This is a genomic window from Saccharopolyspora pogona (assembly GCF_014697215.1).
GTDB lineage: Bacteria > Actinomycetota > Actinomycetes > Mycobacteriales > Pseudonocardiaceae > Saccharopolyspora > Saccharopolyspora hattusasensis.
In genome coordinates this window covers 8422855-8444130 of the sequence record NZ_CP031142.1, presented here as the reverse complement: position 1 = coordinate 8444130, position 21276 = coordinate 8422855, and the positions used below count along the sequence as shown (strand labels likewise).

The following is a 21276-nucleotide window of genomic DNA, read 5'->3' as shown; positions in this document are numbered from 1 at the left end:
GTGTCCTCTCGCGGTCGAGACCTCGTGACCGGATCGCGATGCACTGCCGCCGACCGTAACTAAGTGTTATGGATGCTTCAACCGCGTCACCTGATCGGACCAGCGATTACCTCTTGATCGGCTCCTCTCCGTAGCAATCGCTGCTGAAGCGGGAAATCGCCGAACGGGAGCCGAGCAGGCCCCGGAGCAAGCGCGCCAGATTCGGGCACCGAGCCTTTCGCCGCTACGGATCCGGGCGGCATTTGCGCTGATAACGGGCGTGCACGCGACATGGGGACAATCAAGGCGCACCGGGCGAAACCGGCACCCCGGCAACGATCGGCGGCACCTGCCCTCAGGCCGTCCGGGCCCAGATCGACTTCCCGCTCACCCGTCCGCGAAGATCGGCTAAAACGCGACCGTGAGGCTCGGCACAAGGGCCCCGAGCAGCTAATTGATGATATTGGGAGCCCCCTGCAGCCGATCTCGCCTCCAGGTTGCGCGGGCTATTTCCCGGAGCTCTCTCGTGCAGGCTCGGGCTTGGGGCGTTTCGTCGGCCTTCTTCGTCGCCGCCAGGATGTTTCTCGTTGCTCCCGGTTCGCAAGGGAGCAGCGTTACGCCTGATGGAGTTGGGGTCGCGACCATCTCCGGGATCAGGGCTACCGCTAGGCCTGCCGCCACCAGTCTCAGCTGAGTGGCACCGTCCGCCACGTAGTAGCGGATGTCGATCTCGTGGTGGTCGTTCGTCCGCAGTAGTTGGACCAGTGCCTCGTAGGTGTCCGTGCCTGGTGGGCACGTGGCCCACAGCTGGTCTTGCAGGTCCGCCAGGTTCGCCGACTTCAGGTTGGCGTGCGGGTGGTCTGCTGGGACCGCTAGCAGCGCGTGCTCGTGCAGCACCCTTTTGACTTGGACTCCCTTCGGGATCGGCGTCGGGCAGTGGGTCCAGCTCTCCAGGACCACAACGTCAAGTTCTCCGTTGCACAGCGCGGGAAGCATCTGTACCGCTTCTCCGTCGTGCACCTCGGGGGCGAGCCTCGGGTGCCCGGTGGTCAGTGCCTTCAGCGCCTGCGGCACCAGGCAACGCAGGGCTGAAGCGACTGCTCCGATGCGCAGCGGGCCGGCAACCAGGCCGTCCAGGTCCGCGAGATCCGCTTCCGCTCGGGCTGCCGCCGCCACCATTTCCCTCGCGGACACCGCGAGCAGGCGGCCGGCGTGGGTCAGGCGGATACCTCTGCCGTTCGGCAAGACTAATGCTTCTTCGGTAAAAACAGTGAGTAGTGCCATTCGATCGTCGCTGGCATCTTTGACCTGGTGAAGACCGCATCGGGAGATCCCGCCCGCGCTCGGCGGACCGGACCGGATCCCGCTGCCGCAGTGCTGGTGACCAGCGGCGCTGCTTGCCTGTCCGCGTCGGCCGTGTTCGTCAAGCTCGCCGACATCGATGCCGGGACCGCCGCGTTCCTGCGCTGCGCCATCGCATTGGTGCCGCTCGTGCCGATGCTGCTGTTCGAGGCACGCCGCAACCGGGCCCTGCCGTGGCGGTTGCAGGCCTGATCCGCGCTCGCCGGCGTCTTCCTCGGCATCGACTACGTGATGTGGACCGTCAGCATCCTGGACGTCGGCGCCGCCATCTCAACCGTGCTGATCAACGTCCAGGTGCTGGCTTTCCCCTTGCTGGCACGCATTTTCAGCGGCACTCAGATTCCGCAGCGCTTCCTGCACCTGAGTCCGCTGATGCTCGGCGGGCTCGCGATCGCCGGCGGCGCGCTCAGCGGGAGCCAGCAGGCCGCCAACCCGGTGCGGGGCACCGTGCTGGGCATCGCCGCCGGGGTGGCGTACGCGGTCTACCTGTACCTGACCCGGCTGGCCGGGGAGCGTTCGCCGCTCCACTTCGTCACGCCGGTGTGCGTGTCGACCGCGTCTGCGGCCGTCACCTCGGGCGCGATCGGGCTGCTGGTCACTGGCCTGCCGTTGGACATCCCCGCCGCTTCGTGGGGCTGGATCGCCGCCTTGGCGCTGTTGGGGCAGGTCGTCGCGTGGCTGCTGATCGGCAGGGGCACCTCTCGGCTCCCGCCGAACGCCTCGGCCGCGCTGCTGTTGTTGCACCCCGTCATGGCCATCGGGCTCGGCATGCTGGTGCTGCGCGAGACCCCTACCGCCAGTCAGCTCACCGGTTGCGCGCTGGTGGTCGGGGCGATCTGGTTCGCCAACCGGACGCCGCGCTCGGTCGACGCGCGTCAGGCGTCGTAGTGCGGCTCGGTGCGCAGGAGGAACGTGGCGTCGTCGCCGGGCTCGAGTTCGCGGGGTTCGGCACCCCGCATGAACAGCCTCGCCCCGGTGCTGCCCCCGAGCTCGGCGTGCTCGCCTCGAACCCGCAGCCAGGCCCCTTCCCGGATGCCCAGCACCGGAACGTCGTTGTCCTCCAGGAATTCCTCGATCCGCTGCTCCCGGGTCTCGCCCAGGTGCGTGCTGCCCGGGTCGGGGTCCTGGTAGTGCGGGTTGATCTGGAACGGCACCAGCCCGATCGCCTCGAACGACGGCGGCTCCACGATCGGCATGTCGTTGCTGGTGCGCAGGCTGGGACAGGCCATGTTGGTGCCCGCGCTCGCGCCCATGTACGGCGTGCCGCCGCGGACGGCTTCGCGCAGCGCGGTGACCAGGCCGAGGCGGTGCAACGTGGAAAGCAGGCGGAAGGTGTTACCTCCGCCGATGAACACCGCTTGGGCCTCGCGCACCGCCGCCACCGGGTCATCCGCCTGGTGGATGCCGTCGACGGTGATCCCGAGCGGCGCGACCGCGGACTGCACGGTGGCCGTGTAGCCGTCGTGGTCGCGCTTGGCGAACGGGACGAACAGCAGCCGCTCGCGCCCCGCCAGCAGTTCGGCCACCGCCGGCATGGCGTGTTCGAGGAAACCCGTGCCGTGCTTCATGGAGCTCGACAGCAGCAGCAGTTCCACGTTTGCCCTCTTTCCCGTCGCAGCTGGTCAGGCCGGCACGCCACCAGAAGTCGAATCCTGCCAACCGCAGGCACGCCACGTCCAGGTCTTCGCGCACCCGGTCGCTTGGCGATCTCCTCGGCGGCGCCCCAGAACTCCTGCCCGGACGGCAGTTTCTCGGCCAGCGCGGGCGTGGCGCCGGTGATCCCGATCGGCATCACCGGGGCGACCCTCAGCACCGCACCAGACGACCGAGGCCTCACGGGCACAGGTCAGACTGCTACCACGGCGACCATGCTCTCCAGCCCCTTGAAATCATCAGCATTGCGCGTATATAGCGGCAAACCATGCGCTGACGCGATAGCAGCGATCATCAAATCCATCTTGCGCGGACGAGGATTTCGATTCGCCGCCAACACCAACGCGACCAAGGTTCCATAGCGCGCAGCCGCTTCACCGTCGAACGGCAGCGGATCGAATCCGAGAATGGCTACCCCCAGCCTCTCCATTCGAGCCGCCCTGTCCAAGGGGCCCTTCGCCATCGCTACGCCCTGATGCAACTCGGCCATCGAGACCGCGGTGAGCTCCGGCTCCACGGGAAGGACAGCAGGATCGAGCAGCTCAAGATCGATGAAAGTGCAGGTGTCCAGCACACCCGAGTGATGGCGGTCAACCACGGCTGCGCTCCCAGGGGTCATCGTCGCCAACCCGGTCCTCGCTGCCGAAGAACTCGTCGGTTTCCTGCCGCATGCGCGCGTAGTCGACACGAGGCAGCTTCCGAAGCCGCTCGATCAGTTCTTCCGTGGTCAAACGACGCCGACGGTGAAGAGGACGCAGTTCCGCAACTTCCACACCATTGCGGGTGATGTGATAAGTCTCCCCCGCCTCCACCGCGTCCATCACGCCAGCAGAGTTATTGCGGAACTCCCGCTGCGAAATAGTCTTCACGACGCTAGTGTAGCGCGCCGTAGCACACGGGGCTACGGCGCGGCGCCGGGTAGTCCGAAGGCTTCGGGGCCGAAGGCGCCCAGGGCTTCCGGCGTCCACATCACCGGCGGCGTGGCGATCGGCTGCCGAGAGGAAGGTTCGGATAGGCCTAGCGCGGCCGCGGTTGGGTGCGTTCGCTGGTGTTCGCCCACAGGCTCTCGACGTATTCCTGGAGCGTCCGGCCGAGCAGGTAGGCACCGGCAGGGGCGACCACGGTGAACGTGTCGTCCGGTGCCTCCGGGATCAACGCGGCCCGCCCGGTCGGCGCGTGGTGCACCTCGATCTCGGACGGCCCGCTGGGCACCACGCCGGCCGCCACGCGCAAGCCCACGGAAAGCCTGGCGGTCATCCCATCCGCCCGCCGCATCAGGTCCCCCACGGCCTGCGCGTCCGCCGGGCGAACCTGGCGGCGCTTGAGCTCGTAGGCGAGCCAGTCCACCTGGCGGTCCTCGCGCTTCGCGGCCTCGGCCAGCACCCAGGTGGGCACGGTGACCTCCGGCCCCGGTTCGCTGCGTTTTGGCAGGGGTCCACTCGAACGTCAGCGTTCCTCCACCCGCGGCCTGGTGCGGCGCACGATGCCGGCCAGCGCGCTGCTGACGATCGTGACTATCAGCGCACCCCAGAACGCCGGCCAGAAGCCGTCGACGTGGAACGGCAGGCGGAGCTCCCCGGCCAGGTAGCTGGTCAGCCAGAACAGCAGCGCGTTGACCACCAGGCCGAACAGTCCGAGGGTCAGCAGGTAGAGCAGGCAGCCCAGCGTCTTGGCGATCGGCTTGAGCACCACGTTTACGATGCCGAAGATCACCGACACCGCCAGCAGCGTGAGGATCTTCGCCGTGGTGTCCTCGCCTTCCAGGGTGATCCCGGGCAGCGCGGTGGTGATCCACACCGCCACCATGGTGATCAGGATGTGCAGCAGAAGTGCCACTACGCGCCCCCTCCCTGCGGGTGTCCGCCACGAACATCACCGACGCTACCGGCGTCCAGGGGTGCTGCGTTCACAGCGCGGTGCGATCTCCGGGTGATCCCGGGGTGATCTCAGGGTCAGCTGAAGAGCGTGGCCACCAGCTGGAGGGCGTCGCCGTCGGTGTCGTCGTGCGCTTCGGCGAACCGGAAGACCAGGCCTTCGCGCAGCCCCCACGGGCAGATCTCCAGCTCGTCCACGCCGATGGTGCGCAGGATCAGCTCGGCGACGATGGCGCCGGCCAGGATGCGGCGGGCGCGGCTGCGCGACACGCCGGGCAGCCCCGCCCGCTGCTTCTGGTCCAGCTCGGCCAGCTTCGGGATCCAGGGGCGGAGCTTCGCGCGGGACAGCCGGTCGGGGTGGCGGGCCACCTTGCCCGGCGAGCTCTCGGTGAGCACCGCGAGCTGGCGTAGCACCTTGGACAGCGCCACCGGGTGCCCGAGGTCGCGGTCGGCGAAGGTGCGCAGTGAGGAAGGGATGGTGCCGCGGACCGCCGCGACGAGCTTGTCGACGTGCCTCGGCCGCGGCGGGTCGTCCGGAAGGTACTGCCTGGTCAGCCGGGCCGCGCCGAACGGCAGCGAGACCACGTCGGAGGGCTCGCCGCCGATGCCGGTGGCCACGTCGATGGTGCCGCCGCCGATGTCCACCGTGGTCAGCGTCGGGCCGCAACGGCCGTGCCAGCGCCGGGCGGCGTGGTATGTGACGGCGGCTTCGTCGCGCGGGCTGAGCACGCCGATCCGCTCCCCGGCCGCATCGCTGAGCCGCTGCCGCAGTTCCGAGCCGTTGGCCGCGTCCCGCACCGCCGAGGTGCCGTAAGCGACCAGCGCGTCGGGGCGCTGATCCGCGGCCGCGTGCACGCAGTGCTGCACCGCCCGCACCGCGAGCTCGACGCCTGCCTCGGTGACAAGTCCGTCCGCCCCGGTGTGCTCGGCGAGCCTGGTCCGGGCCTTCACGCTCCAGTCGGCGCGCGGCATGCGGGACCGGTCGAGGTCGACGATCTCCAGGCGCGCAGCATTGGACCCGATGTCCAGCAGAGCCAACTTCATGCCGCGACCACCCGCGCGCCACGCGGCTCGTGGAGCGGCGCGGTGGACTCGATGGACGGCATGTCCCCATTGTCGGGGTCATTTCGACCGAAAATCCCGCCACACCAAGGTTTTCTTGAGATGTGTGTCACAATTCACGGCCCCGGTGGGACTCCCGGCGACGTTTACCCGGCGGTAACCTCGGGACACCCTCGGCGGCGCGGCCGACGCCCCGGCATCGCCGCTGCCACAGACCGGAAAGGTTCGGCCCATGCGCATCGGGATGCCGCTGAACTACAGCGGAGGTTTCAAGGAGACCGTCGACGACCTGGCCACCTACGAGAAGGCCGGGCTGGACATCGTGTACGTCCCGGAGGCCTACTCGTTCGACGCGGTGAGCCAGATGGGCTTCATCGCCGCCCGCACCGAACGCCTGGAGATCGCCTCCGGCATCCTGCAGATCTACACCCGCACGCCGACGCTGACCGCGATGACCGCGGCGGGCATGGACTTCGTCTCCGACGGCCGCTTCACGCTCGGCATCGGCGCGTCCGGACCGCAGGTCATCGAGGGCTTCCACGGGGTGCCCTACCACGCGCCGCTGGGCCGCACCCGCGAGATCGTCGACATCTGCCGGCAGGTCTGGCGCCGGGAGAAGGTGCAGCACGAGGGAAGGCACTACAGCATCCCGCTGCCCGCCGACCGGGGCACCGGGCTGGGCAAGCCGCTGAAGCTCATCAACCACCCGGTGCGCGACCGGATCCCGATCATGATCGCCGCGATCGGTCCGAAGAACGTCGAGCTGGTCGCCGAGATCGCCGAGGCCTGGGAGCCGATCTTCTACCTGCCGGAGCGGGCGGCCGAGGTATGGGGCGAGCCGCTGGCGGCTGGCAAGACGAAGCGCGACGCGTCGCTGCCGACGCTGGACGTGGTCGCCCAGGCACCGCTGGCCATCGGCGAAGGCCTCGACGACCTGCTGGACTTCGCGCGGCCGTACCTGGCGCTCTACGTCGGCGGGATGGGCGCGAAGGGCAAGAACTTCTACAACAACCTGGCCCGCCGCTACGGCTTCGAGGCGGAGGCCGAGCTGATCCAGGACCTTTACCTCAGCGGCAAGAAGGAGGAGGCCGCCGCGGCGGTGCCCCGCGAGCTGCTGGAGAAGACGTCGCTCGTGGGCCCGGTGGGCCACGTCAAGGAGCGGCTGGCGGCGCTGAAGGAGTCCGGGGTCACGACCCTCAACGTCACGCCGCTGGCGGGCGACGCGGCCGGTCGCGCCAAGCTCATCGAGCAGGTCAAGCAGCTCGCCGCCGACGTCTGATCGGCACGAACGTTGAAGGGCACCTCCGAGCACTATCAGCTGGTTACGCCGGAGCAACGCGGGTGGTAGATCGCGTCGACCCAACCGATCAGGAGAGACTGTCGGGGTGACTGGATCGACGCTGCTGCACCTGCTGCCGCTGAACACCTTCCACGCCGACCGCGACTCCCCGATCCGCGCCGCGAGCCTCGACACCGAGGGGTTCGTGCACTGCTCCCCGGACGTGCGCACAACGCTCGCCGTGGCGAACACCCTCTACCGCGACGAGACCGAACCGATGATCGCGCTGGAGCTGGACCCGGCGAAGCTGTCCGCGCCGGTGCGATGGGAGGCGGCGAACCCGACGCCTCCCGAAGGCATGCCGGCGGACGCGCTGTTCCCGCACGTGTACGGGCCGCTGGAGCGGGAGTCGGTGATCGGCGTCCGCTACGCGCGGCGCGATGTCGCGGGCCGGTTCCTGAGCTTGGAGACGCGCAGCCGCACCGCCGAGGAGTTCGACCTGCTGCCGCATCCGGAGGGCGGCTGGTACCGGCGGACCTGGGCCAGCCCGGCCGGGATCGAGCACAACGGCGGCCTGCGGCCGACCGCCACGATGATCTACTTCCTGCTACCGCCCGGACAGCAATCCGCATGGCACACCGTCGCTTCCGACGAGCTGTGGCTGTGGCACCGGGGCGGGCCGCTGACGCTTTCGCTGGGCGGGAACGGGCCGAACCCCGTCGCCGAACCCGAGCAGGTGATGCTCGGCGCGGGTGCCGGTCAGGCGCCGCAGGCGGTCGTCCCGGCCGGCACCTGGCAGCGCGCGTACGCGGCGGCGACCGTGGAAACGCTGGTCAGCTGCGTGGTTTCGCCCGGTTTCGACTTCGCCGACTTCCGCGTCCGGTAGGCCGGTCGAACGAGTGCCGGGGTCCGGGGCGGCGCATCGCGCCCGGGCCACCTGCCGCCGCCATGCGCCGGGTCGGCATCCGCACCGCGTTTCCGGCGGAGCAGAGTGCGAGCAACGCCGCGACCACGGTGAAGAGCACCGGAACGTTGCGCCGGATTCGCGGGCGCGCACCGAGAACGGCGCGCTGCTGCCGGTATTCGGCGACGAGCCTGCTGGTTCCGCGATGTCTGCCGTGCACGGATTCGCGGCGCGGCACGCCGGACCCGAGCATCCTGCGCTCCACCCAGGACATCGCGATCAACATTCCGATGATCGCCCCGATGCCGACCGTGGCCGCCAATGCGAACCCAGCCAGTGAATTGATCACCGGCACCACCCCCCGAAACGCAGCGGACCACCACTTCCGCGCGACTTTTGCCGTCGGCGCGAACCGGCACCGCACCAATGCCGGTTCCGCTGTGGCCCTGGGGATTCACCGTAATTCGTGACGCTCATGACCGCCGGGCGCTAACGGCGCCGCTCGCCCGAACAGGTGAAAAGTGATCAGATCAGGTTGCGCCGTGCTGTGATCGGGCGTACTGGTCTTGATCGGGCAAACCGCGCTGATCCGCAGCTACCATCAGATTCGGTCCGACCACTTCCGGCACGCAACCGCGTGACCCGGCGCATGCCCGGGCAACCCGCCGCGAACGGCGCGCGTGTTCCGCAGAGGTCCGGTGTTAGCAACCGGAATCGTCGACGGACCGCGATTTCAGGGGAGGTTGTCGGGCCGTGAGGGGTTACGCCGTCCATCTGCTGTTCCATCTGCTGGCGATCGCAGCCGGCGCCGCCTGCGGGGTCGCGGGCTGGCTGTGGTGGTTCGGCGGTGACCCGAGCAGCCTGTGGCTGGCGATCGGCGCGCTGGTCGTCGGGATCATCGTGCTGGTCCTGGAAGCCCTCTACATCCGCGCCGAGCAGCCGCCCGCGCCGCCGCGTTCCCGACCGCGGCCGCAACAGCCGCAACGGCCTCGCGAACGCACCCGACCCGATCTCGAACCCGTGGCGGCACCGTCGTCGGACACCTTGCTCCAGCCGTCCCCCGAGGCCGGCAAGGCCATCGACCAGGAGACCAAAACCTCGGCGCTCGACGCGCTCAACGAGCTCGGGAGGAGCACCAACCCGCCGAGCCGCCAGAACTGATCGCTATTCGGTCGGCGGGCTGGAGTCGCGAACGGACTGCCCACCCCATAGACGACACAAACGGTCCGTTCGCTTCAACCCGAGATCGCCGACGCGACGCTCTGACCCGCTGGTGCGCACCGGCAAGTTCACGCCGGGAGCGCTCTCGGCCGCCTCCGGCGAACCGGGCCACGTGCTGGACTCCTTCGCCGGCCTTCCGTACTTCCGGCGCCGGTGAAGGCACTCAGCGGATCGGCAGCAGCACGCCCCGCTCGGATTCCGGACGGGGCCCGAGGATCCGGCGCTCGGCGGCGGCGATCGGGACGTCGTTGATGCTGGCCTCGCGGCGGCTCATCAGCCCGTCCTCGGTGAACTCCCAGAGCTCGTTGCCGTAGCTGCGCCAGCACTGCCCGGCGGCGTCCCGGCATTCGTACTGGAAGCGAACCGCGATGCGGTTGCCGCGGAAGCCCCAGAGCTCCTTGCGCAGCGCGTAATCCAGTTCGCGCGCCCACTTCTCGCGCAGGAAGGCAACGATCTCGTCCCGGCCGGTGATGAACCGATCCCGGTTCCGCCACTCGGAGTCCGCCGTGTACGCCAGCGCGACGCGTTCGGGATCGCGGGTGTTCCAGGCATCTTCGGCCGCCTGCACCTTCTGGGCGGCGGTCTGCTCGTCGAACGGCGGGAAGGGCGGACGCGACATCTCATTGGCTCCCAACCGGAGAACGGTCATTCTCTGCAATGTCCGCTAGAGTAGAGAACGATCGTTCTCCCTGCAACCCCGGAGTGCTCCCATGCAGCGCCACGAGGCCGAGTCGAAGCTGTTGGACACCGCCGAAGCCCTGTTCTACGAACGCGGCATCCAGGCCGTCGGCATGGCCGAGCTGCGCACCGCCTCCGGGGTGTCGCTCAAGCGCCTCTACCAGTGCTTCGCGTCCAAGGACGAGCTGGTCGAGGCCTACCTGCGCCGCCGCGACGCGCGCTGGCGCGCCTCGCTGTCCACGTACGTCGCGCGCGGCGACCGCAGCCCCGAGCAGGCCGTGCTCGCGGTCTTCGACTGGCTGCACGACTGGTTCGACGAACCCGGATTCCGGGGCTGCGCGTTCCTCAACTCCTTCGGCGAACTGGGCGGCAGCTCCCCCGCGGTCGCCGCGGCGGCGCGGGACCACAAGGACGAACTGCGCCGCTACCTGTGGAAACTGGTCGGCGAGCTCGACGCCGCCGACCCCGACGAGCTCGCCGAGCAGCTGCTCGTCCTGGTCGACGGCGCGACCACCACAGCAGCCGTCGGCGGCAGCCCCGGACCGGCCCGCAGCGGCCGCGCCGCCGCGGCCGTGCTGATCACGGCTGCCTCACGGAGCGCTGCGCCGCCTTGCCCGGAGTGACTTGAGACACAATCCTGTCCTCAGGTACGCGGATGCAGCGCGAGCGGGCCAACAGGCCCACCCGTGGCACCCGGGTGAGGAGGTCACCCATGTCAATCATGCGTGTCAAATCGGTCGAACAGTCCATCCGCGATGCCGAGGCCCCGGAATTCCGCCTGCGCCGCGTGCTGCGCGCGGTGGACCTGCTGGGCATCGGCATCGGCGCGATCATCGGCACCGGCATCTTCGTGCTCACCGGCGTGGCCGCGGCCACCGACGCCGGGCCGGGCATCGCGATCTCGTTCGTCTTCTCCGGCATCGCGTGCGGTCTGGCGGCGCTGTGCTACGCCGAGTTCGCCTCGGTCGTGCCGGTGGCCGGCTCGGCGTACACGTTCTCCTACGCATCGATGGGCGAGTTCCTGGCCTGGATCATCGGCTGGGACCTGATGCTGGAGTTCGTCCTCGGCGCTTCCACGGTGTCGGTGGGCTGGTCGCGATATTTCGTCGCGGCGCTCAACTCGATCGGCCTTGGGCTGCCCGAGGCGCTCACCGCCGCCCCGGGAGCCGGGGGCGTGGTGAACCTCCCCGGCGCGATCATCGCGCTGATCCTGACCGGGGTCCTGGTGGTCGGCATCCGGCTGAGTGCTTCGGTGACCAACGTGGTCGTGGCGATCAAGCTCGTCGTGGTGCTGTTCTTCATCATCTTCGGCGCGTTCTTCATCAAGGCCGCCAACTGGAGCCCGTTCATCCCACCGCACCAGCCCGCGGCGCCCGGTGCCGCCGGGGCGGCGCTGGAGGAACCGCTGATCAACGCGATCTTCGGGCAGACCGGCTCGTTCGGGCTCAGCGGCCTGGTGGCGGGTGCCGCGCTGGTGTTCTTCGCCTACATCGGCTTCGACATCGTCGCCAGCGGCGCGGAGGAGACCCGCCGGCCGCAGCGCGACATGCCGATCGGCATCCTCGGCTCGCTGGCCATCTGCTCGATCCTGTACGTGCTGGTGTCCCTGGTGATGACCGGCATCGTCAAGTACGACCAGCTGGACACCGCGGCGCCGATGGCCACCGCATTCCAGGCGATCGGCGCGTCGTGGGCGGCCGGGCTGGTCTCGCTGGGCGCGATCGCCGGGCTGACCACGGTGATCCTCATCCTCATGCTGGGTCAGGCCCGGGTCGGCTTCGCGATGAGCCGGGACGGCCTGCTGCCGGTGTGGTTCGCCAAGGTGCACCCGAAGTTCCGCACGCCCTACCGGATCACGGTGATCACCGGGATCGTCGTGGCGGCCGTCGCCTCGCTGACCCCGATCAACGTGCTCGCCGAGATGACCAACATCGGCACCCTGTTCGCGTTCGTCCTGGTGTCCATCGGCGTCCTGGTGCTGCGCCGCACCCGGCCGGACCTGCCGCGGTCCTTCCGGGTGCCGTGGGTGCCGGTGGTCCCGATCCTGGCTGCGGCCGCCTGCCTGTACCTGATGCTCAACCTCGTCGGCTGGACGTGGATCCGGTTCGGCATCTGGATGCTGATCGGCTTGGTCGTCTACTTCGTGTTCAGCAGGAAGAACAGCAGGCTCGGCAAGAGCGAGACCGTCGGGGAGGGCGCCGACGAGGCCTGAGTCTCGTGAGTGGTCATTCCGGTTCTTACCGGAACGACCACTCACGAGCCCCGCTCACCCGAGCTGTTCGTCCAGGTAGCACCAGCTCCAGGACTCGCCCGGTTCGAAGGAGCGGATCACCGGGTGGGCGGTCTGGTGGAAGTGGGCCGTGGCGTGCCGGTTCGGGCTGGAGTCGCAGCACCCCACGTGCCCGCACTGCGTGCAGACCCGCAGGTGCGCCCACACGTGCAGGCCGGCCGCGAGGCAGTCCTCGCAGCCGTCCTCGCGACTGGGCGCAGGCTTGCGGTCGGCCGCGGCCTGCAAGTGCGCACAACTGCCGGACATTCGGAACCTCCAGGTGGTGAGCGCGCGGTCTGCGGCTCGAACGACAATGTGCTTTCGAACGTAACCATCGGCTGCCGCATCCGCAGACGCTGACCGGAGAGAGCATGCACGACCTACCCGCGTTGATGGCCCTGCTCGCCGGGGCGCTCGCCGTGACCGCCCTCGCCCGCCGGATCGGGTTCTCCGCGCCGCTGGCGCTCGTCGTGGTGGGCCTGGCCGTGTCGTCCATACCCGGCGTGCCGGACTACACCATCGATCCGAACGTGGTGCTGCTGCTGATCTTGCCGCCGCTGCTGTACTCGGCCGCGCTGAACAGCTCCACCATCGGGATTCGCGCCAACCTGCGGCCGATCGGGCTGCTCGCGTTCGGGTTGGTGCTGTTCAGCACGGCGGTCGCCGGGGTGATCGCCTGGTGGCTGGTGCCGGGCATGCCGCTGAGCGTGGCGCTGGTGCTCGGCGCGGTCATCGCGCCGCCGGACGCGGTCGCGGCCACCTCGATCGGCCGCCGGCTGGGGCTGCCGCGCAAGATCATGACGGTGCTCAGCGGCGAGAGCCTGGTCAACGACGCCACCGCGCTGACCGCCTACCGGGTGGCCGTGGCCGCCGCGATCGGCACCGGCTATTCCCTGCTGACCGGGGTCGGCATGTTCCTGCTGGCCGCGGTCGGCGGCGTGGTGATCGGCTACGTCATCGGCTGGGTGGTGCACCGGCTCCGGCGGCTGCTGCGCGACGACATGCTGGAAAGCGCGGTAGGGCTGATCGTGCCGTTCTTCGCCTACCTGCTCGCCGAGGAGGTGCACGCCTCCGGGGTGCTGGCCGTCGTGGTGGCCGGGCTGTACCTGGGGCATCGCTCGCCGTCCGGCAGCGCCGCGACGCGGCTGCAGGACCGGGCGGTGTGGAACGCGGCGGACACGCTGCTCGAAGCGGTCGTGTTCGCGTTGATCGGCCTGCAGCTGCGCAGCGTCGCGGAGAGCGTGTCGACCGGCTTCGGGCCGCTCGTCGTCGTCGGGCTCGCGCTCACCGCCGGGGTGATGCTCGCGCGCGGCGCATGGGTTTTCCTGGTGATGTACCTGCCGGACCTGCTCCGCCGCCGCAGCCCGGACTGGCGACTCAAGGTGATCGTGTCGTGGGCTGGGATGCGGGGCGTGGTGTCGTTGGCCGCCGCCTCCGCGATCCCCACGGTGACGCTGACCGGTGCGCCGTTCCCGCACCGCGACGAGGTCCTGTTCCTGACGTTCTTCGTGACGCTGGCGACGCTGCTGCTGCACGGCACGACGCTTCCCTGGCTCATCGGCTTCTTCGGGGTACGGGGCACCGAGGACTACACCGACGCGCTCGCCGAGGCCGAAGCCCAGCACAATGCGGCCCGCGCCGGGCGGGAGCGGCTCGACGAACTCACCGCGGAAGCCGAGCCGCCCGGCGACGTCGCGGAGCGCCTGCGCCGCTCTGCGCAGCAGCGCAGCAACCAGGCGTGGGAACGGCTGGGCAGGTCGGCCGACGAAGTCGGCGAGAGCCCGACTGCGGCGTACCGCCGCCTGCGGGGCGAGATGCTGGCCGCGGAGCGGGCGGTCTTCGTCCGGTTCCGCGACAACCGCCGCATCGACGACGAGGTCCTGCGCCGCGTCATGCACCAGCTCGACCTAGAAGAACTCTGGCTCTCCCGCGACTGAAACGAATATCCGGCTCATTTTGCGTGGCGGCGCGGGTAGCGGAACCTCAGAGGAACCGGCACGTGGGAACTTCCGGTCCGGGCCACGCCGCTAGCTAGGCCAGGAAGCCGAGTTGGGACGAGAGTTCCTTGGCGGCGATGCGCATCGCGCCCACGACTTCGCGCATGCGCTTGCGGGAGAAGCGGTAGGACGGGCCCGAGGCGCTGAGCGCGGCGATCACGTCGCCCTCGTGGTTGTAGACCGCGACCGCCGCGGCGTTGAGCCCGAGCTCCAACTCCTCGTAGCTCGTCGCGTAGCCGTCGCGGGCGATCATCTCGAAGTCCTTGCGCAACTCGCCGGGATTGGTGACAGTTCGCGTTGTGTACCGCTCCAGCGGCCTGACGAGAAGTTCCTCCTGGTCCTCCTGCGGCGCGTACGCCAGCAGCACCTTGCCGCTGGACGTCGCGTGCAGCGGGGTGCGCTGCCCGACCCAGTTGTGCGCCGTTACGGCGGCGGTGCCGCGGGCCTGGCTGATGTTGATGGCGACGTCGTTGTCCCGGATCGCGATGTTGACCGTCTCGCCCAGGTCCGCGGCGAGCGACTCGCAGAACGGACGGCCCAGCCTCGGCAGGTCCATTCGCTCGGTCGCCGCCCCGGCCAGCCGCACGATGCCGAAGCCGATCGCGTACTTGCCGCGCTCCCCCAGCTGCTCCACCAAGCCTCGTGCCTCCAGCACGCTCACCAGCCGGGAGGCCGTCGACTTGTGCACTCCCAGCTCCCCGGCGATCTCGGTGATGCCGGCTTCTCCGTTGCGCGCCAGCAGTTCCAAGACGGTCACAGCCCGATCGACGGACTGCACAAGAGCGCCAGAACTCCGTCCGCGTGACTCAGCTGCGCTACCCACCGGTCAACCGTATCCGTTCGAGGTGCACATATCGGAACCATCCGTTGTCCCTCTTGACGTTGTCGCAACAAAAGGGTCAGATTTGTTGCACATGCTACGCGGTGTTCCTCATTGTGCAACGGAGGTAGGCTTGTTTTCATTCATCGGGGCCACCGCACCGGCCGCGGTCGAGGCATGAACACGGTCGCAGTCGTCGGCTCGTCGGTGGCGGGCTGGCGCGCCGCGCAGGAGCTGCGAGAACAGGGCTTCGACGGGCGGCTGGTGATCATCGGGGCGGAACCGCACCGCCCGTACGACAGGCCGCCGCTGTCCAAGGAGTTCCTGGCCGGGAAGATGCAGCCGGAGGAGCTCGCGCTGGGCAGCGAGCAGGAGGAAGCCGACCTCGCCGCGGAGTGGCGGTTGGGGGTTCCGGCGGCGCGGCTGGACACCAGGCGCGGCGCGGTGGTGCTCGCCGACGGCAGCGAGGTCCGCGCCGACGGCGTCGTGCTGGCCACCGGGTCGGCCCGCCTGAGCCTGCCGGGCACCGCGGAAGCCCCCGGCTGTCACCGGCTGCGGACCGTCGACGACGCGTTGGCGCTGCGCGGCGATATCCGCGCCGGGGCGCGGGTTGTGGTCGTCGGTGGCGGGCTAATCGGCACCGAGATCGCCTCGACCTGCCGGTCTCTGGGCGCCGAGGTGACCCTGGTCGACGCCCAGCACCTGCCGCTGGCGCGCACCCTGGGCATCGAACTGGCGCCGCTTTGCTTCGCGCAGCACGAGGATTACGGGGTGCGGGTGCGGTGCGGGACGCCCGCAACGCGCGTTCTCGCGGACGACCGGGTCACCGGCGTGGAGCTCGCCGACGGCCGGGTTATCCCGGCCGATGCGGTGGTCGTCGAAGTCGGCGCGGAGCCCGCCACCCGTTGGCTGCGCGGCTCCGGGCTGAAGCTCCGCGACGGCGTCGTGACCAACTCCGGGTGCGCGACCTCGCTGCCGAACGTGGTGGCGGTGGGCGACATCGCCCGGTACCAGCCGGTGCACTGGTCGCGCACCGTGCGCAGCGACCACTGGTCGACGGCGATGAACCAGCCGCCGGTCGCGGTTCGCAACCTGCTCGCCGGGCAGACCGTCGACACCTACGCGGGAGTGCCGCACTTCTGGTCGCGGCAGTACGATTCGACGCTGCAGTTCGCCGGCTACGCCGGGCCGAAGGACCGGATCACGGTGGTGGACGGCTCGTTGAAGGCCCGCCGCTTCGTCGCGACCTACCAGCGCGGCGGCCGGACGATCGCGGTGTTCGCGATGAACAGCCCCAAGCAGTTCGCCGTCCACCGCCGCCGCCTCGTCGCGTCCCTGTCGGCGCCGGTCCTGTCGCGCCGCTGATCCGCCGCGGTCAGCTCTTGAGGAACTGCAGGAGATCACCGTTGAACTTCTCCTTGTCCCCCGGGACCATCGCGATGCCGTGCGAGCCACCCTCGTAGACCTTCAGGGTCGCGTTCGGGATGAGTTCGGCGGTTTTGCGGGCCGTGGCGTCGATGGGCACGACCTGGTCGTCGTCGCCGTGGACGACCAGCGTCGGGATGTCGAACTTCTGCAGGTCCTCGGTGAAGTCCGTGCGCGCGAAGGCGTCCACGCACTTCACCCCCGCTTCGATGGACTCCTGCATGGCCATGAACCAGAAGGCGTCCCGATTGCCCTGGGTGACCTTGTTGCCGGCCCGGTTGGCGCCGAAGAACCCAACGGAGGTGTCCTTCCAGAACTGGGAGCGCTCGGCGAGGATGCCGTTCTTGATGTCCTCGAACACCTCAGCGGGCACGCCCTCGGGGTGGCCGTCGGTCTTGATCATCAGCGGTGGGATCGCGGAGAGCAGCACGGCCTTGCCGACCCGCCCCGTGCCGTGGCGCCCGATGTAGCGGGCGAGTTCGCCGCCGCCCATCGAGTGCGCGACCAGCGTGATGTCGCGCAGGTCCAGCGAGTTGATCAGGTCGGCGAGGTCGTCGGCGAAGGTGTCGAAGTCGTAGCCATCCCAGGGCTGGCTGGAGCGGCCGTGGCCGCGGCGGTCGTGGGCGATGCCGCGGAAGCCTTGGTCGGCCACCAGTTTCATCTGGTCTTCCCAGGCGTCCGCGTTCAGCGGCCAGCCGTGGCAGAACACCACCGGGAGCCCGCTGCCCCAGTCCTTGTAGTAGATCTCGACACCGTCGCGCGTGGTAACTGTCGGCATGCGCCTCCCTCGGTCGACAGCTCGAATGCCGCTGCTCCGAGCAGCCAGCCATCATTGAGGCACAGGGGCACGGCGGTCGCCCGACGATCTCGTGCTCGCGGGCTCGCCGGAGCGAACGGACCGTTTGCTCCGCCTATCGAGGCGAACGGTCCGTTCGCAGCGACCGCCATCAGGGCGCGGTGAACTCCCGCATGGCGTCGAGGAGCAAGTCCGCCAGGTAGTCGGCGAAGGAACCGCGGACGAGGATCCGGTAGGTGGGTTCCGGGCCGAGTTGCCAGAGGACCGCTTGGGTTCGGCCGAGGAGGGTCTGGGCGCAGCGGCCCGGGGTGAAGGCGCGCGGGTGCAGGTCCAGCGAGCAGATCTTCTCCAGGACCTCGCGGGACGCCGGGCCGGAGAGGCGCAACGTCGTCCGGTTCGCCGACACGTCCACTGTGGATCCCAAGGAGTCCGAAAGCGCACCTCGGACCGAGCCGACCAGCCGGTCCGCGTGGCCGTCCGGGGCGACCAGGAGCCATTCGTCCGGGCCGAGCCACAGCGCCGCGCCGTTCTCGTCGCCCGAGACCAGGTTCGGTTCCTGGTGCGGGAGCGCCAGTTCCAGGGCGTGCTCGATGCGCGCCACCGCCGGGCTGCCCGGGTGCACCCGCAGGTTCACCTGGGTCAGGAACGGTTCTTCGGCCAGCCGGACACCGCGCGAGCCGTCGGCGCCGAGCGCGGCGAGCTCCGCCGCGCGGTCGGCCAGCGGGCTGCGGCGCAGGGACAGGGCACCGACCCGGGAATGGGCGGGGCTAGCGACCGTCACGGCGGGCTCCTTCCACGTCGTAGAACACCGGTTGGGTCACCTCGACCGGGATCGACCGGCCGTCGACCGGCACGTGCAGCACCTCGCCGATGCGCTGCTGTCCGTTGCGCACCAACGCCATCGCGAACGTCCGGTCCAGGATTGCGCTGCGGTAGCTGGAGGTGACGTGCCCGAGCATCGGCACCGGCGGCTCCAGCGGGGTGCCGGGCTCCACCAGGTGCGCGCCCTCCGGCAGCAGCTCCGCCGGGTCCACCGGCAGCAGCCCGACCAGCTGCTTGCGGTCGGCGCGCGCGGTGTCGGGGCGGGCGAACGAGCGCTTGCCGACGAAGTCCTTGCGCTTCGACACCACCCAGTCCATGCCCAGGTCGTGCGGGGTCACGGTGCCGTCGGTGTCCTGCCCGACGATCACGAACCCCTTCTCGGCCCGCAGCACGTGCATGGTCTCGGTGCCGTAGGGCGTGATGCCGAAGTCCTGGCCGGCCTCGTGCACCGCCTCCCACACCGCCATGCCGTACCAGGCGGCCGCATTGATCTCGAACGCCAGCTCGCCGGAAAACGAGATGCGGGAGATCCTGGCCGGAATCCCGTTGCCCAGCACGGTTTCCCGGAACTCCATGAACGGGAAGGACTCGGCCGAGGCGTCCAGGTCCGGTGCCACGCGGCCCACCACTTCGCGGGAGTCCGGCCCGACCACCGCCACCGCGGCCCACTGCTCGGTCACCGAGGTGCAGTGCACCGCCAGGTGCGGCCACTCCGTTTGCAGCCACTCCTCCAGCCACTCCAGCACCGCCGCCGCGTTGCCGGTCGTGGTGCTCATCAGGTAGCGGTCCTCGGCCAGCCGCATCGACACACCGTCGTCGAGGACCATCCCGTCGGCCGTGCACATGACGCCGTAGCGGGCCTTGCCGACCGGGAGCTTGGCGAAGGCGTTGGTGTAGATCCGGTTCAGGAACTCCGGTGCGTCCGGGCCGACGATCTCGATCTTGCCGAGCGTGGTGGCGTCCTGCATCGCGACCCCGGTGCGCGCCGCCAGGCATTCGCGGCGCACCGCGGCGGCCATGTCCTCGCCCGGGCGCGGGTAGTACCAGGGCCGCTTCCACTGGCCGACGTTCTCGAACTCCGCGCCGTGCGCGACGTGCCAGGAGTGCATCGGCGTGGTCCGCACCGGGTCGTGCAACCGGCCCCGGTCGCGCCCGGCCAGCAGCGCGAACGACACCGGCGTGTAGGGCGGCCGGAACGTCGTGGTGCCAACCGCACCCGGCGATTCGGCCAGCAGCGCGTCGGCGATGACGCCGATGGCGTTGACCGCGGAGGTCTTGCCCTGGTCGCTGCCGGTGCTGATGGTGGTGTAGCGCTTGACGTGCTCGACCGAGCGCATCCCCGCGCCGACCGCGCGCCACACGTCGGCGACCGTGGAATCCCGTTGCAGGTCAACGAAGTGATCTGTCCACTGTGCCGGGTCACCGGACTCCGCCGGGACCAGCCACAGCGGGCGCGGCTGGGCGACCGGCCGGTCGCCGGTCACCGGCGGCACGGGCGGCGCGGCGACCCGGAAGCCGCTCGCGGTCGCCGCCTCGGCCCCGGCCGCCAAGCCCTGGGCGAGGCATCCGGCCAGGTCGTAGGTGCCGCGGGCGGCCCCGATCACCTTGGGCAGCCCCGTTTTCTGCACCGGCACGAACGCGGACACCAGCTGGTCCCAGCGCACCTCGCCGCCGGCCTGGCTGAACAGGTGCACGGCGGGGCTCCAGCCGCCGCAGACCGCCAGCAGGTCGCAGTCGACGTCCACCGGCGTGCCGGTGAGCAGCCCCTCGTCGTCGATCCCGGCGATCCGCGCGGACGACACCCGCCGATCCCCCGCCGTGCCGATGACGGCCGAGCCGGTGAACACCTGCGCGCCCAGCGAGCGGGCTTGCTCGACGAGCCGCTGCGGCGGTTGCGGCCGGGTGTCGACGACGGCGCGGACGTGCCCACCTGCGGCGGCCAGGTCGAGGGCGGTCAGATAGGCGCTGTCGGAGGTGGTGACCACGACGGCCTCCCGGCCCGGCAGCACCGCGAAGCGCTTGAGGTAGCCGCGAACCGCCGAGGCGAGCATGATGCCGGGCCGATCGTTGTCGGCGAAGACCATCGGCCGCTCGTGCGCGCCGGTGGCCAGCACGACCCGCTGGGCGCGCACGTGCCACAGCCGCTTGCGGTCGCCCCGGTTCTCGGCGACGAGCAGGTAGTTGTGGTCGTAGTGGCCCACGGCGGTGGCGCGGGTCAGCACCCGCACCTCCGGTGAGTCGACGAATTCCCTTGCCGCGCGCGAGATCCACTCGCTCGCGGGACGACCGTCGATGAGCTCGCCGCCGTCGAGCAGCGACCCGCCGAGCTCGCGGCCCTGCTCGACCAGCACCACCCGCGCGCCGCCGCGCCCGGCGGCGAGCGCGGCGGCGATCCCGGCGGGGCCGGCACCGACCACGACGACGTCGGCGTGCACGTACTTCTTGTCGTGGACCGCGGAATCCGGCGCGTCGCTGAGCCAGCCGACGCCGGAGAGGCTCGCGACCTGCAAGCCGTCGTAGAGCTCCAGCTGCGTGGCGGGCACCAGCGGCTCCGGCCTGCCGCCCAGCACCTGCACGAGCGCGTTCGGTTCGGTGCAGTCGGCCGTGACGATGCCGCGCGGCCGGTCCCGGTAGATCGACGGGCCGACCTCGATCCGGCCGCTGGCCAGCAGCGCGGAGGCGAGCGTGTCGCCGGGGTGCCCGGTGAGTTCGATGCCGTCGAAGGTGAACCGCAGCGTTCGGGTCCGGTCGATGCGACCGCCCGTGCCGAGGCGTGTCATGGCGCCACCTTTCCGGCGGTCTCGGGGTGGATCTCGTTGGTGGCGGTGTCGCGCACGACGTTGAACCAGCGCCGGCAGCCAGCGGTGTGCGACCAGCGCTCGTGGAACAACCCGCGCGGGTTGTCGCGCAGGAACAGGTACCCGGCCCAGTCGGCGTCCCCCATGTCGTTCGGGTTATCCGGGTAGTCGACGTGGGCCTGGCCGCCGTAGTGGAACTCGGTCTCATCCCGATCCCCACACCAGGGGCAATGGATCAGCAGCATCAGGGACTCCAAACCTGATCAAGATCTTTGGGTCCGCAAGTTCCATTGAAATCGAAGATCCGATTTCAATGGAACTTGCGGAAAACTGGAGA

24 protein-coding genes are annotated in these 21276 nt (G+C 69.9%); 9 read left to right on the top strand and 15 right to left on the bottom strand.

Annotated elements, in window-relative coordinates:
• Positions 1 to 429: 429 nt before the first annotated feature.
• A complete protein-coding gene (locus tag DL519_RS40020) occupies positions 430 to 1224 on the bottom strand; it encodes a LysR substrate-binding domain-containing protein (RefSeq protein WP_190822653.1) in 795 nt (264 codons plus the stop codon).
• A gap of 66 nt (positions 1225 to 1290) precedes the next feature.
• Between DL519_RS40020 and DL519_RS47820 the strand changes: the two genes are divergently transcribed.
• Positions 1291 to 1533, top strand: a complete 243-nt coding sequence (locus tag DL519_RS47820) for a hypothetical protein (RefSeq protein ID WP_223840062.1) — start codon at positions 1291 to 1293, stop codon at positions 1531 to 1533.
• A 39-nt stretch (positions 1534 to 1572) separates the two neighbouring features.
• A complete protein-coding gene (locus DL519_RS40015; protein WP_223840061.1) occupies positions 1573 to 2229 on the top strand; it encodes a DMT family transporter in 657 nt (218 codons plus the stop codon).
• Here the strand turns inward: DL519_RS40015 and pepE are convergent.
• From pepE to DL519_RS39985, 6 genes are all read right to left on the bottom strand, one after another.
• Positions 2217 to 2936 carry a dipeptidase PepE gene (gene pepE, locus DL519_RS40010; RefSeq protein WP_190822651.1) on the bottom strand — a complete coding sequence of 240 codons (720 nt, stop codon included), beginning with the start codon at positions 2934 to 2936 and terminating at the stop codon, positions 2217 to 2219. The two genes, DL519_RS40015 and pepE, sit on opposite strands and share 13 nt — an antisense overlap.
• Positions 2937 to 3187: 251 nt before the next feature.
• Positions 3188 to 3568, bottom strand: a complete 381-nt coding sequence (locus DL519_RS40005) for a type II toxin-antitoxin system VapC family toxin (protein ID WP_223840438.1) — start codon at positions 3566 to 3568, stop codon at positions 3188 to 3190.
• A 16-nt stretch (positions 3569 to 3584) separates the two neighbouring features.
• Positions 3585 to 3863 carry a type II toxin-antitoxin system Phd/YefM family antitoxin gene (locus tag DL519_RS40000; RefSeq protein WP_190822649.1) on the bottom strand — a complete coding sequence of 93 codons (279 nt, stop codon included), beginning with the start codon at positions 3861 to 3863 and terminating at the stop codon, positions 3585 to 3587.
• Positions 3864 to 4011: 148 nt separating this feature from the next.
• Positions 4012 to 4425: an ESX secretion-associated protein EspG gene (locus DL519_RS39995; protein ID WP_223840437.1), complete on the bottom strand. Its 414-nt coding sequence runs from the start codon at positions 4423 to 4425 to the stop codon at positions 4012 to 4014.
• 15 nt (positions 4426 to 4440) lie between these two features.
• A complete protein-coding gene (locus tag DL519_RS39990) occupies positions 4441 to 4830 on the bottom strand; it encodes a phage holin family protein (RefSeq protein ID WP_190822645.1) in 390 nt (129 codons plus the stop codon).
• 116 nt (positions 4831 to 4946) lie between these two features.
• The gene (locus DL519_RS39985; RefSeq protein ID WP_190822643.1) at positions 4947 to 5912 is read right to left on the bottom strand and encodes a Ppx/GppA phosphatase family protein; all 966 of its coding nucleotides are present in this window, start codon (positions 5910 to 5912) and stop codon (positions 4947 to 4949) included.
• A 250-nt stretch (positions 5913 to 6162) separates the two neighbouring features.
• Here DL519_RS39985 and DL519_RS39980 point away from each other — a divergent pair, with 250 nt between their 5' ends.
• Both DL519_RS39980 and DL519_RS39975 read left to right on the top strand, forming a co-directional pair.
• On the top strand, positions 6163 to 7209 hold the full coding sequence (locus tag DL519_RS39980; RefSeq protein WP_190822641.1) for an LLM class F420-dependent oxidoreductase: 1047 nt from the start codon (positions 6163 to 6165) through the stop codon (positions 7207 to 7209).
• 106 nt (positions 7210 to 7315) lie between these two features.
• The gene (locus tag DL519_RS39975; protein ID WP_190822639.1) at positions 7316 to 8095 is read left to right on the top strand and encodes a cupin domain-containing protein; all 780 of its coding nucleotides are present in this window, start codon (positions 7316 to 7318) and stop codon (positions 8093 to 8095) included.
• Here DL519_RS39975 and DL519_RS39970 read toward each other — a convergent pair.
• The gene (locus DL519_RS39970) at positions 8043 to 8462 is read right to left on the bottom strand and encodes a hypothetical protein (RefSeq protein WP_190822637.1); all 420 of its coding nucleotides are present in this window, start codon (positions 8460 to 8462) and stop codon (positions 8043 to 8045) included. The two genes, DL519_RS39975 and DL519_RS39970, sit on opposite strands and share 53 nt — an antisense overlap.
• Before the next feature lie 404 nt (positions 8463 to 8866).
• Here DL519_RS39970 and DL519_RS39965 point away from each other — a divergent pair, with 404 nt between their 5' ends.
• Positions 8867 to 9274, top strand: coding sequence for a hypothetical protein (locus DL519_RS39965; protein WP_190822635.1), 408 nt, complete (start codon positions 8867 to 8869; stop codon positions 9272 to 9274).
• A gap of 223 nt (positions 9275 to 9497) precedes the next feature.
• Here the strand turns inward: DL519_RS39965 and DL519_RS39955 are convergent, their stop codons facing one another.
• Positions 9498 to 9953 carry a nuclear transport factor 2 family protein gene (locus DL519_RS39955; protein ID WP_190822633.1) on the bottom strand — a complete coding sequence of 152 codons (456 nt, stop codon included), beginning with the start codon at positions 9951 to 9953 and terminating at the stop codon, positions 9498 to 9500.
• A gap of 91 nt (positions 9954 to 10044) precedes the next feature.
• Here DL519_RS39955 and DL519_RS39950 point away from each other — a divergent pair, with 91 nt between their 5' ends.
• Positions 10045 to 10635, top strand: coding sequence for a TetR/AcrR family transcriptional regulator (locus tag DL519_RS39950; RefSeq protein ID WP_190822632.1), 591 nt, complete (start codon positions 10045 to 10047; stop codon positions 10633 to 10635).
• 89 nt (positions 10636 to 10724) lie between these two features.
• Complete coding sequence (locus tag DL519_RS39945; RefSeq protein WP_190822631.1) at positions 10725 to 12224, top strand: amino acid permease; 1500 nt, start codon at positions 10725 to 10727, stop codon at positions 12222 to 12224.
• Positions 12225 to 12278: 54 nt separating this feature from the next.
• Here the strand turns inward: DL519_RS39945 and DL519_RS39940 are convergent, their stop codons facing one another.
• Positions 12279 to 12548, bottom strand: coding sequence for a UBP-type zinc finger domain-containing protein (locus DL519_RS39940; RefSeq protein ID WP_168584669.1), 270 nt, complete (start codon positions 12546 to 12548; stop codon positions 12279 to 12281).
• Between the two features lie 104 nt (positions 12549 to 12652).
• On the opposite strand from DL519_RS39940, the gene DL519_RS39935 reads away from it, so the two are divergent.
• Entirely contained in the window at positions 12653 to 14218 is a 1566-nt protein-coding gene (locus DL519_RS39935; RefSeq protein WP_190822629.1) for a Na+/H+ antiporter, read from the top strand.
• Positions 14219 to 14312: 94 nt separating this feature from the next.
• Here the strand turns inward: DL519_RS39935 and DL519_RS39930 are convergent, their stop codons facing one another.
• The gene (locus DL519_RS39930) at positions 14313 to 15056 is read right to left on the bottom strand and encodes an IclR family transcriptional regulator (RefSeq protein ID WP_190822628.1); all 744 of its coding nucleotides are present in this window, start codon (positions 15054 to 15056) and stop codon (positions 14313 to 14315) included.
• Between the two features lie 219 nt (positions 15057 to 15275).
• Between DL519_RS39930 and DL519_RS39925 the strand changes: the two genes are divergently transcribed.
• Positions 15276 to 16463 (top strand): NAD(P)/FAD-dependent oxidoreductase, encoded by a 1188-nt coding sequence (locus tag DL519_RS39925; RefSeq protein ID WP_190822625.1) that lies wholly within the window; start codon positions 15276 to 15278, stop codon positions 16461 to 16463.
• Positions 16464 to 16473: 10 nt separating this feature from the next.
• On the opposite strand, the gene DL519_RS39920 is transcribed toward DL519_RS39925, so the two are convergent.
• From DL519_RS39920 to DL519_RS39905, 4 genes are all read right to left on the bottom strand, one after another.
• On the bottom strand, positions 16474 to 17301 hold the full coding sequence (locus DL519_RS39920) for an alpha/beta fold hydrolase (protein WP_190822623.1): 828 nt from the start codon (positions 17299 to 17301) through the stop codon (positions 16474 to 16476).
• 169 nt (positions 17302 to 17470) lie between these two features.
• Positions 17471 to 18100, bottom strand: a complete 630-nt coding sequence (locus DL519_RS39915) for a sarcosine oxidase subunit gamma (protein ID WP_190822621.1) — start codon at positions 18098 to 18100, stop codon at positions 17471 to 17473.
• Entirely contained in the window at positions 18087 to 20921 is a 2835-nt protein-coding gene (locus DL519_RS39910; protein WP_190822619.1) for a 2Fe-2S iron-sulfur cluster-binding protein, read from the bottom strand. The genes DL519_RS39915 and DL519_RS39910 overlap by 14 nt, the downstream gene beginning before the upstream one ends.
• A complete protein-coding gene (locus DL519_RS39905; protein WP_190822617.1) occupies positions 20918 to 21184 on the bottom strand; it encodes a sarcosine oxidase subunit delta in 267 nt (88 codons plus the stop codon). Before DL519_RS39905 ends, DL519_RS39910 begins: the two co-directional genes overlap by 4 nt.
• Between the last annotated feature and the right edge of the window lie 92 nt (positions 21185 to 21276).

Coding starts and splice junctions, on each gene's coding strand:
- DL519_RS40015 (WP_223840061.1), top strand. CDS start 1,573: ATGTGGACCGTCAGCATCCTGGACGTCGGCGCCGCCATCTCAACCGTG.
- DL519_RS39985 (WP_190822643.1), bottom strand. CDS start 5,912: ATGAAGTTGGCTCTGCTGGACATCGGGTCCAATGCTGCGCGCCTGGAG.
- DL519_RS39980 (WP_190822641.1), top strand. CDS start 6,163: ATGCGCATCGGGATGCCGCTGAACTACAGCGGAGGTTTCAAGGAGACC.
- DL519_RS39955 (WP_190822633.1), bottom strand. CDS start 9,953: ATGTCGCGTCCGCCCTTCCCGCCGTTCGACGAGCAGACCGCCGCCCAG.
- DL519_RS39950 (WP_190822632.1), top strand. CDS start 10,045: ATGCAGCGCCACGAGGCCGAGTCGAAGCTGTTGGACACCGCCGAAGCC.
- DL519_RS39945 (WP_190822631.1), top strand. CDS start 10,725: ATGTCAATCATGCGTGTCAAATCGGTCGAACAGTCCATCCGCGATGCC.
- DL519_RS39940 (WP_168584669.1), bottom strand. CDS start 12,548: ATGTCCGGCAGTTGTGCGCACTTGCAGGCCGCGGCCGACCGCAAGCCT.
- DL519_RS39935 (WP_190822629.1), top strand. CDS start 12,653: ATGCACGACCTACCCGCGTTGATGGCCCTGCTCGCCGGGGCGCTCGCC.
- DL519_RS39925 (WP_190822625.1), top strand. CDS start 15,276: ATGAACACGGTCGCAGTCGTCGGCTCGTCGGTGGCGGGCTGGCGCGCC.
- DL519_RS39920 (WP_190822623.1), bottom strand. CDS start 17,301: ATGCCGACAGTTACCACGCGCGACGGTGTCGAGATCTACTACAAGGAC.
- DL519_RS39910 (WP_190822619.1), bottom strand. CDS start 20,921: ATGACACGCCTCGGCACGGGCGGTCGCATCGACCGGACCCGAACGCTG.
- DL519_RS39905 (WP_190822617.1), bottom strand. CDS start 21,184: ATGCTGCTGATCCATTGCCCCTGGTGTGGGGATCGGGATGAGACCGAG.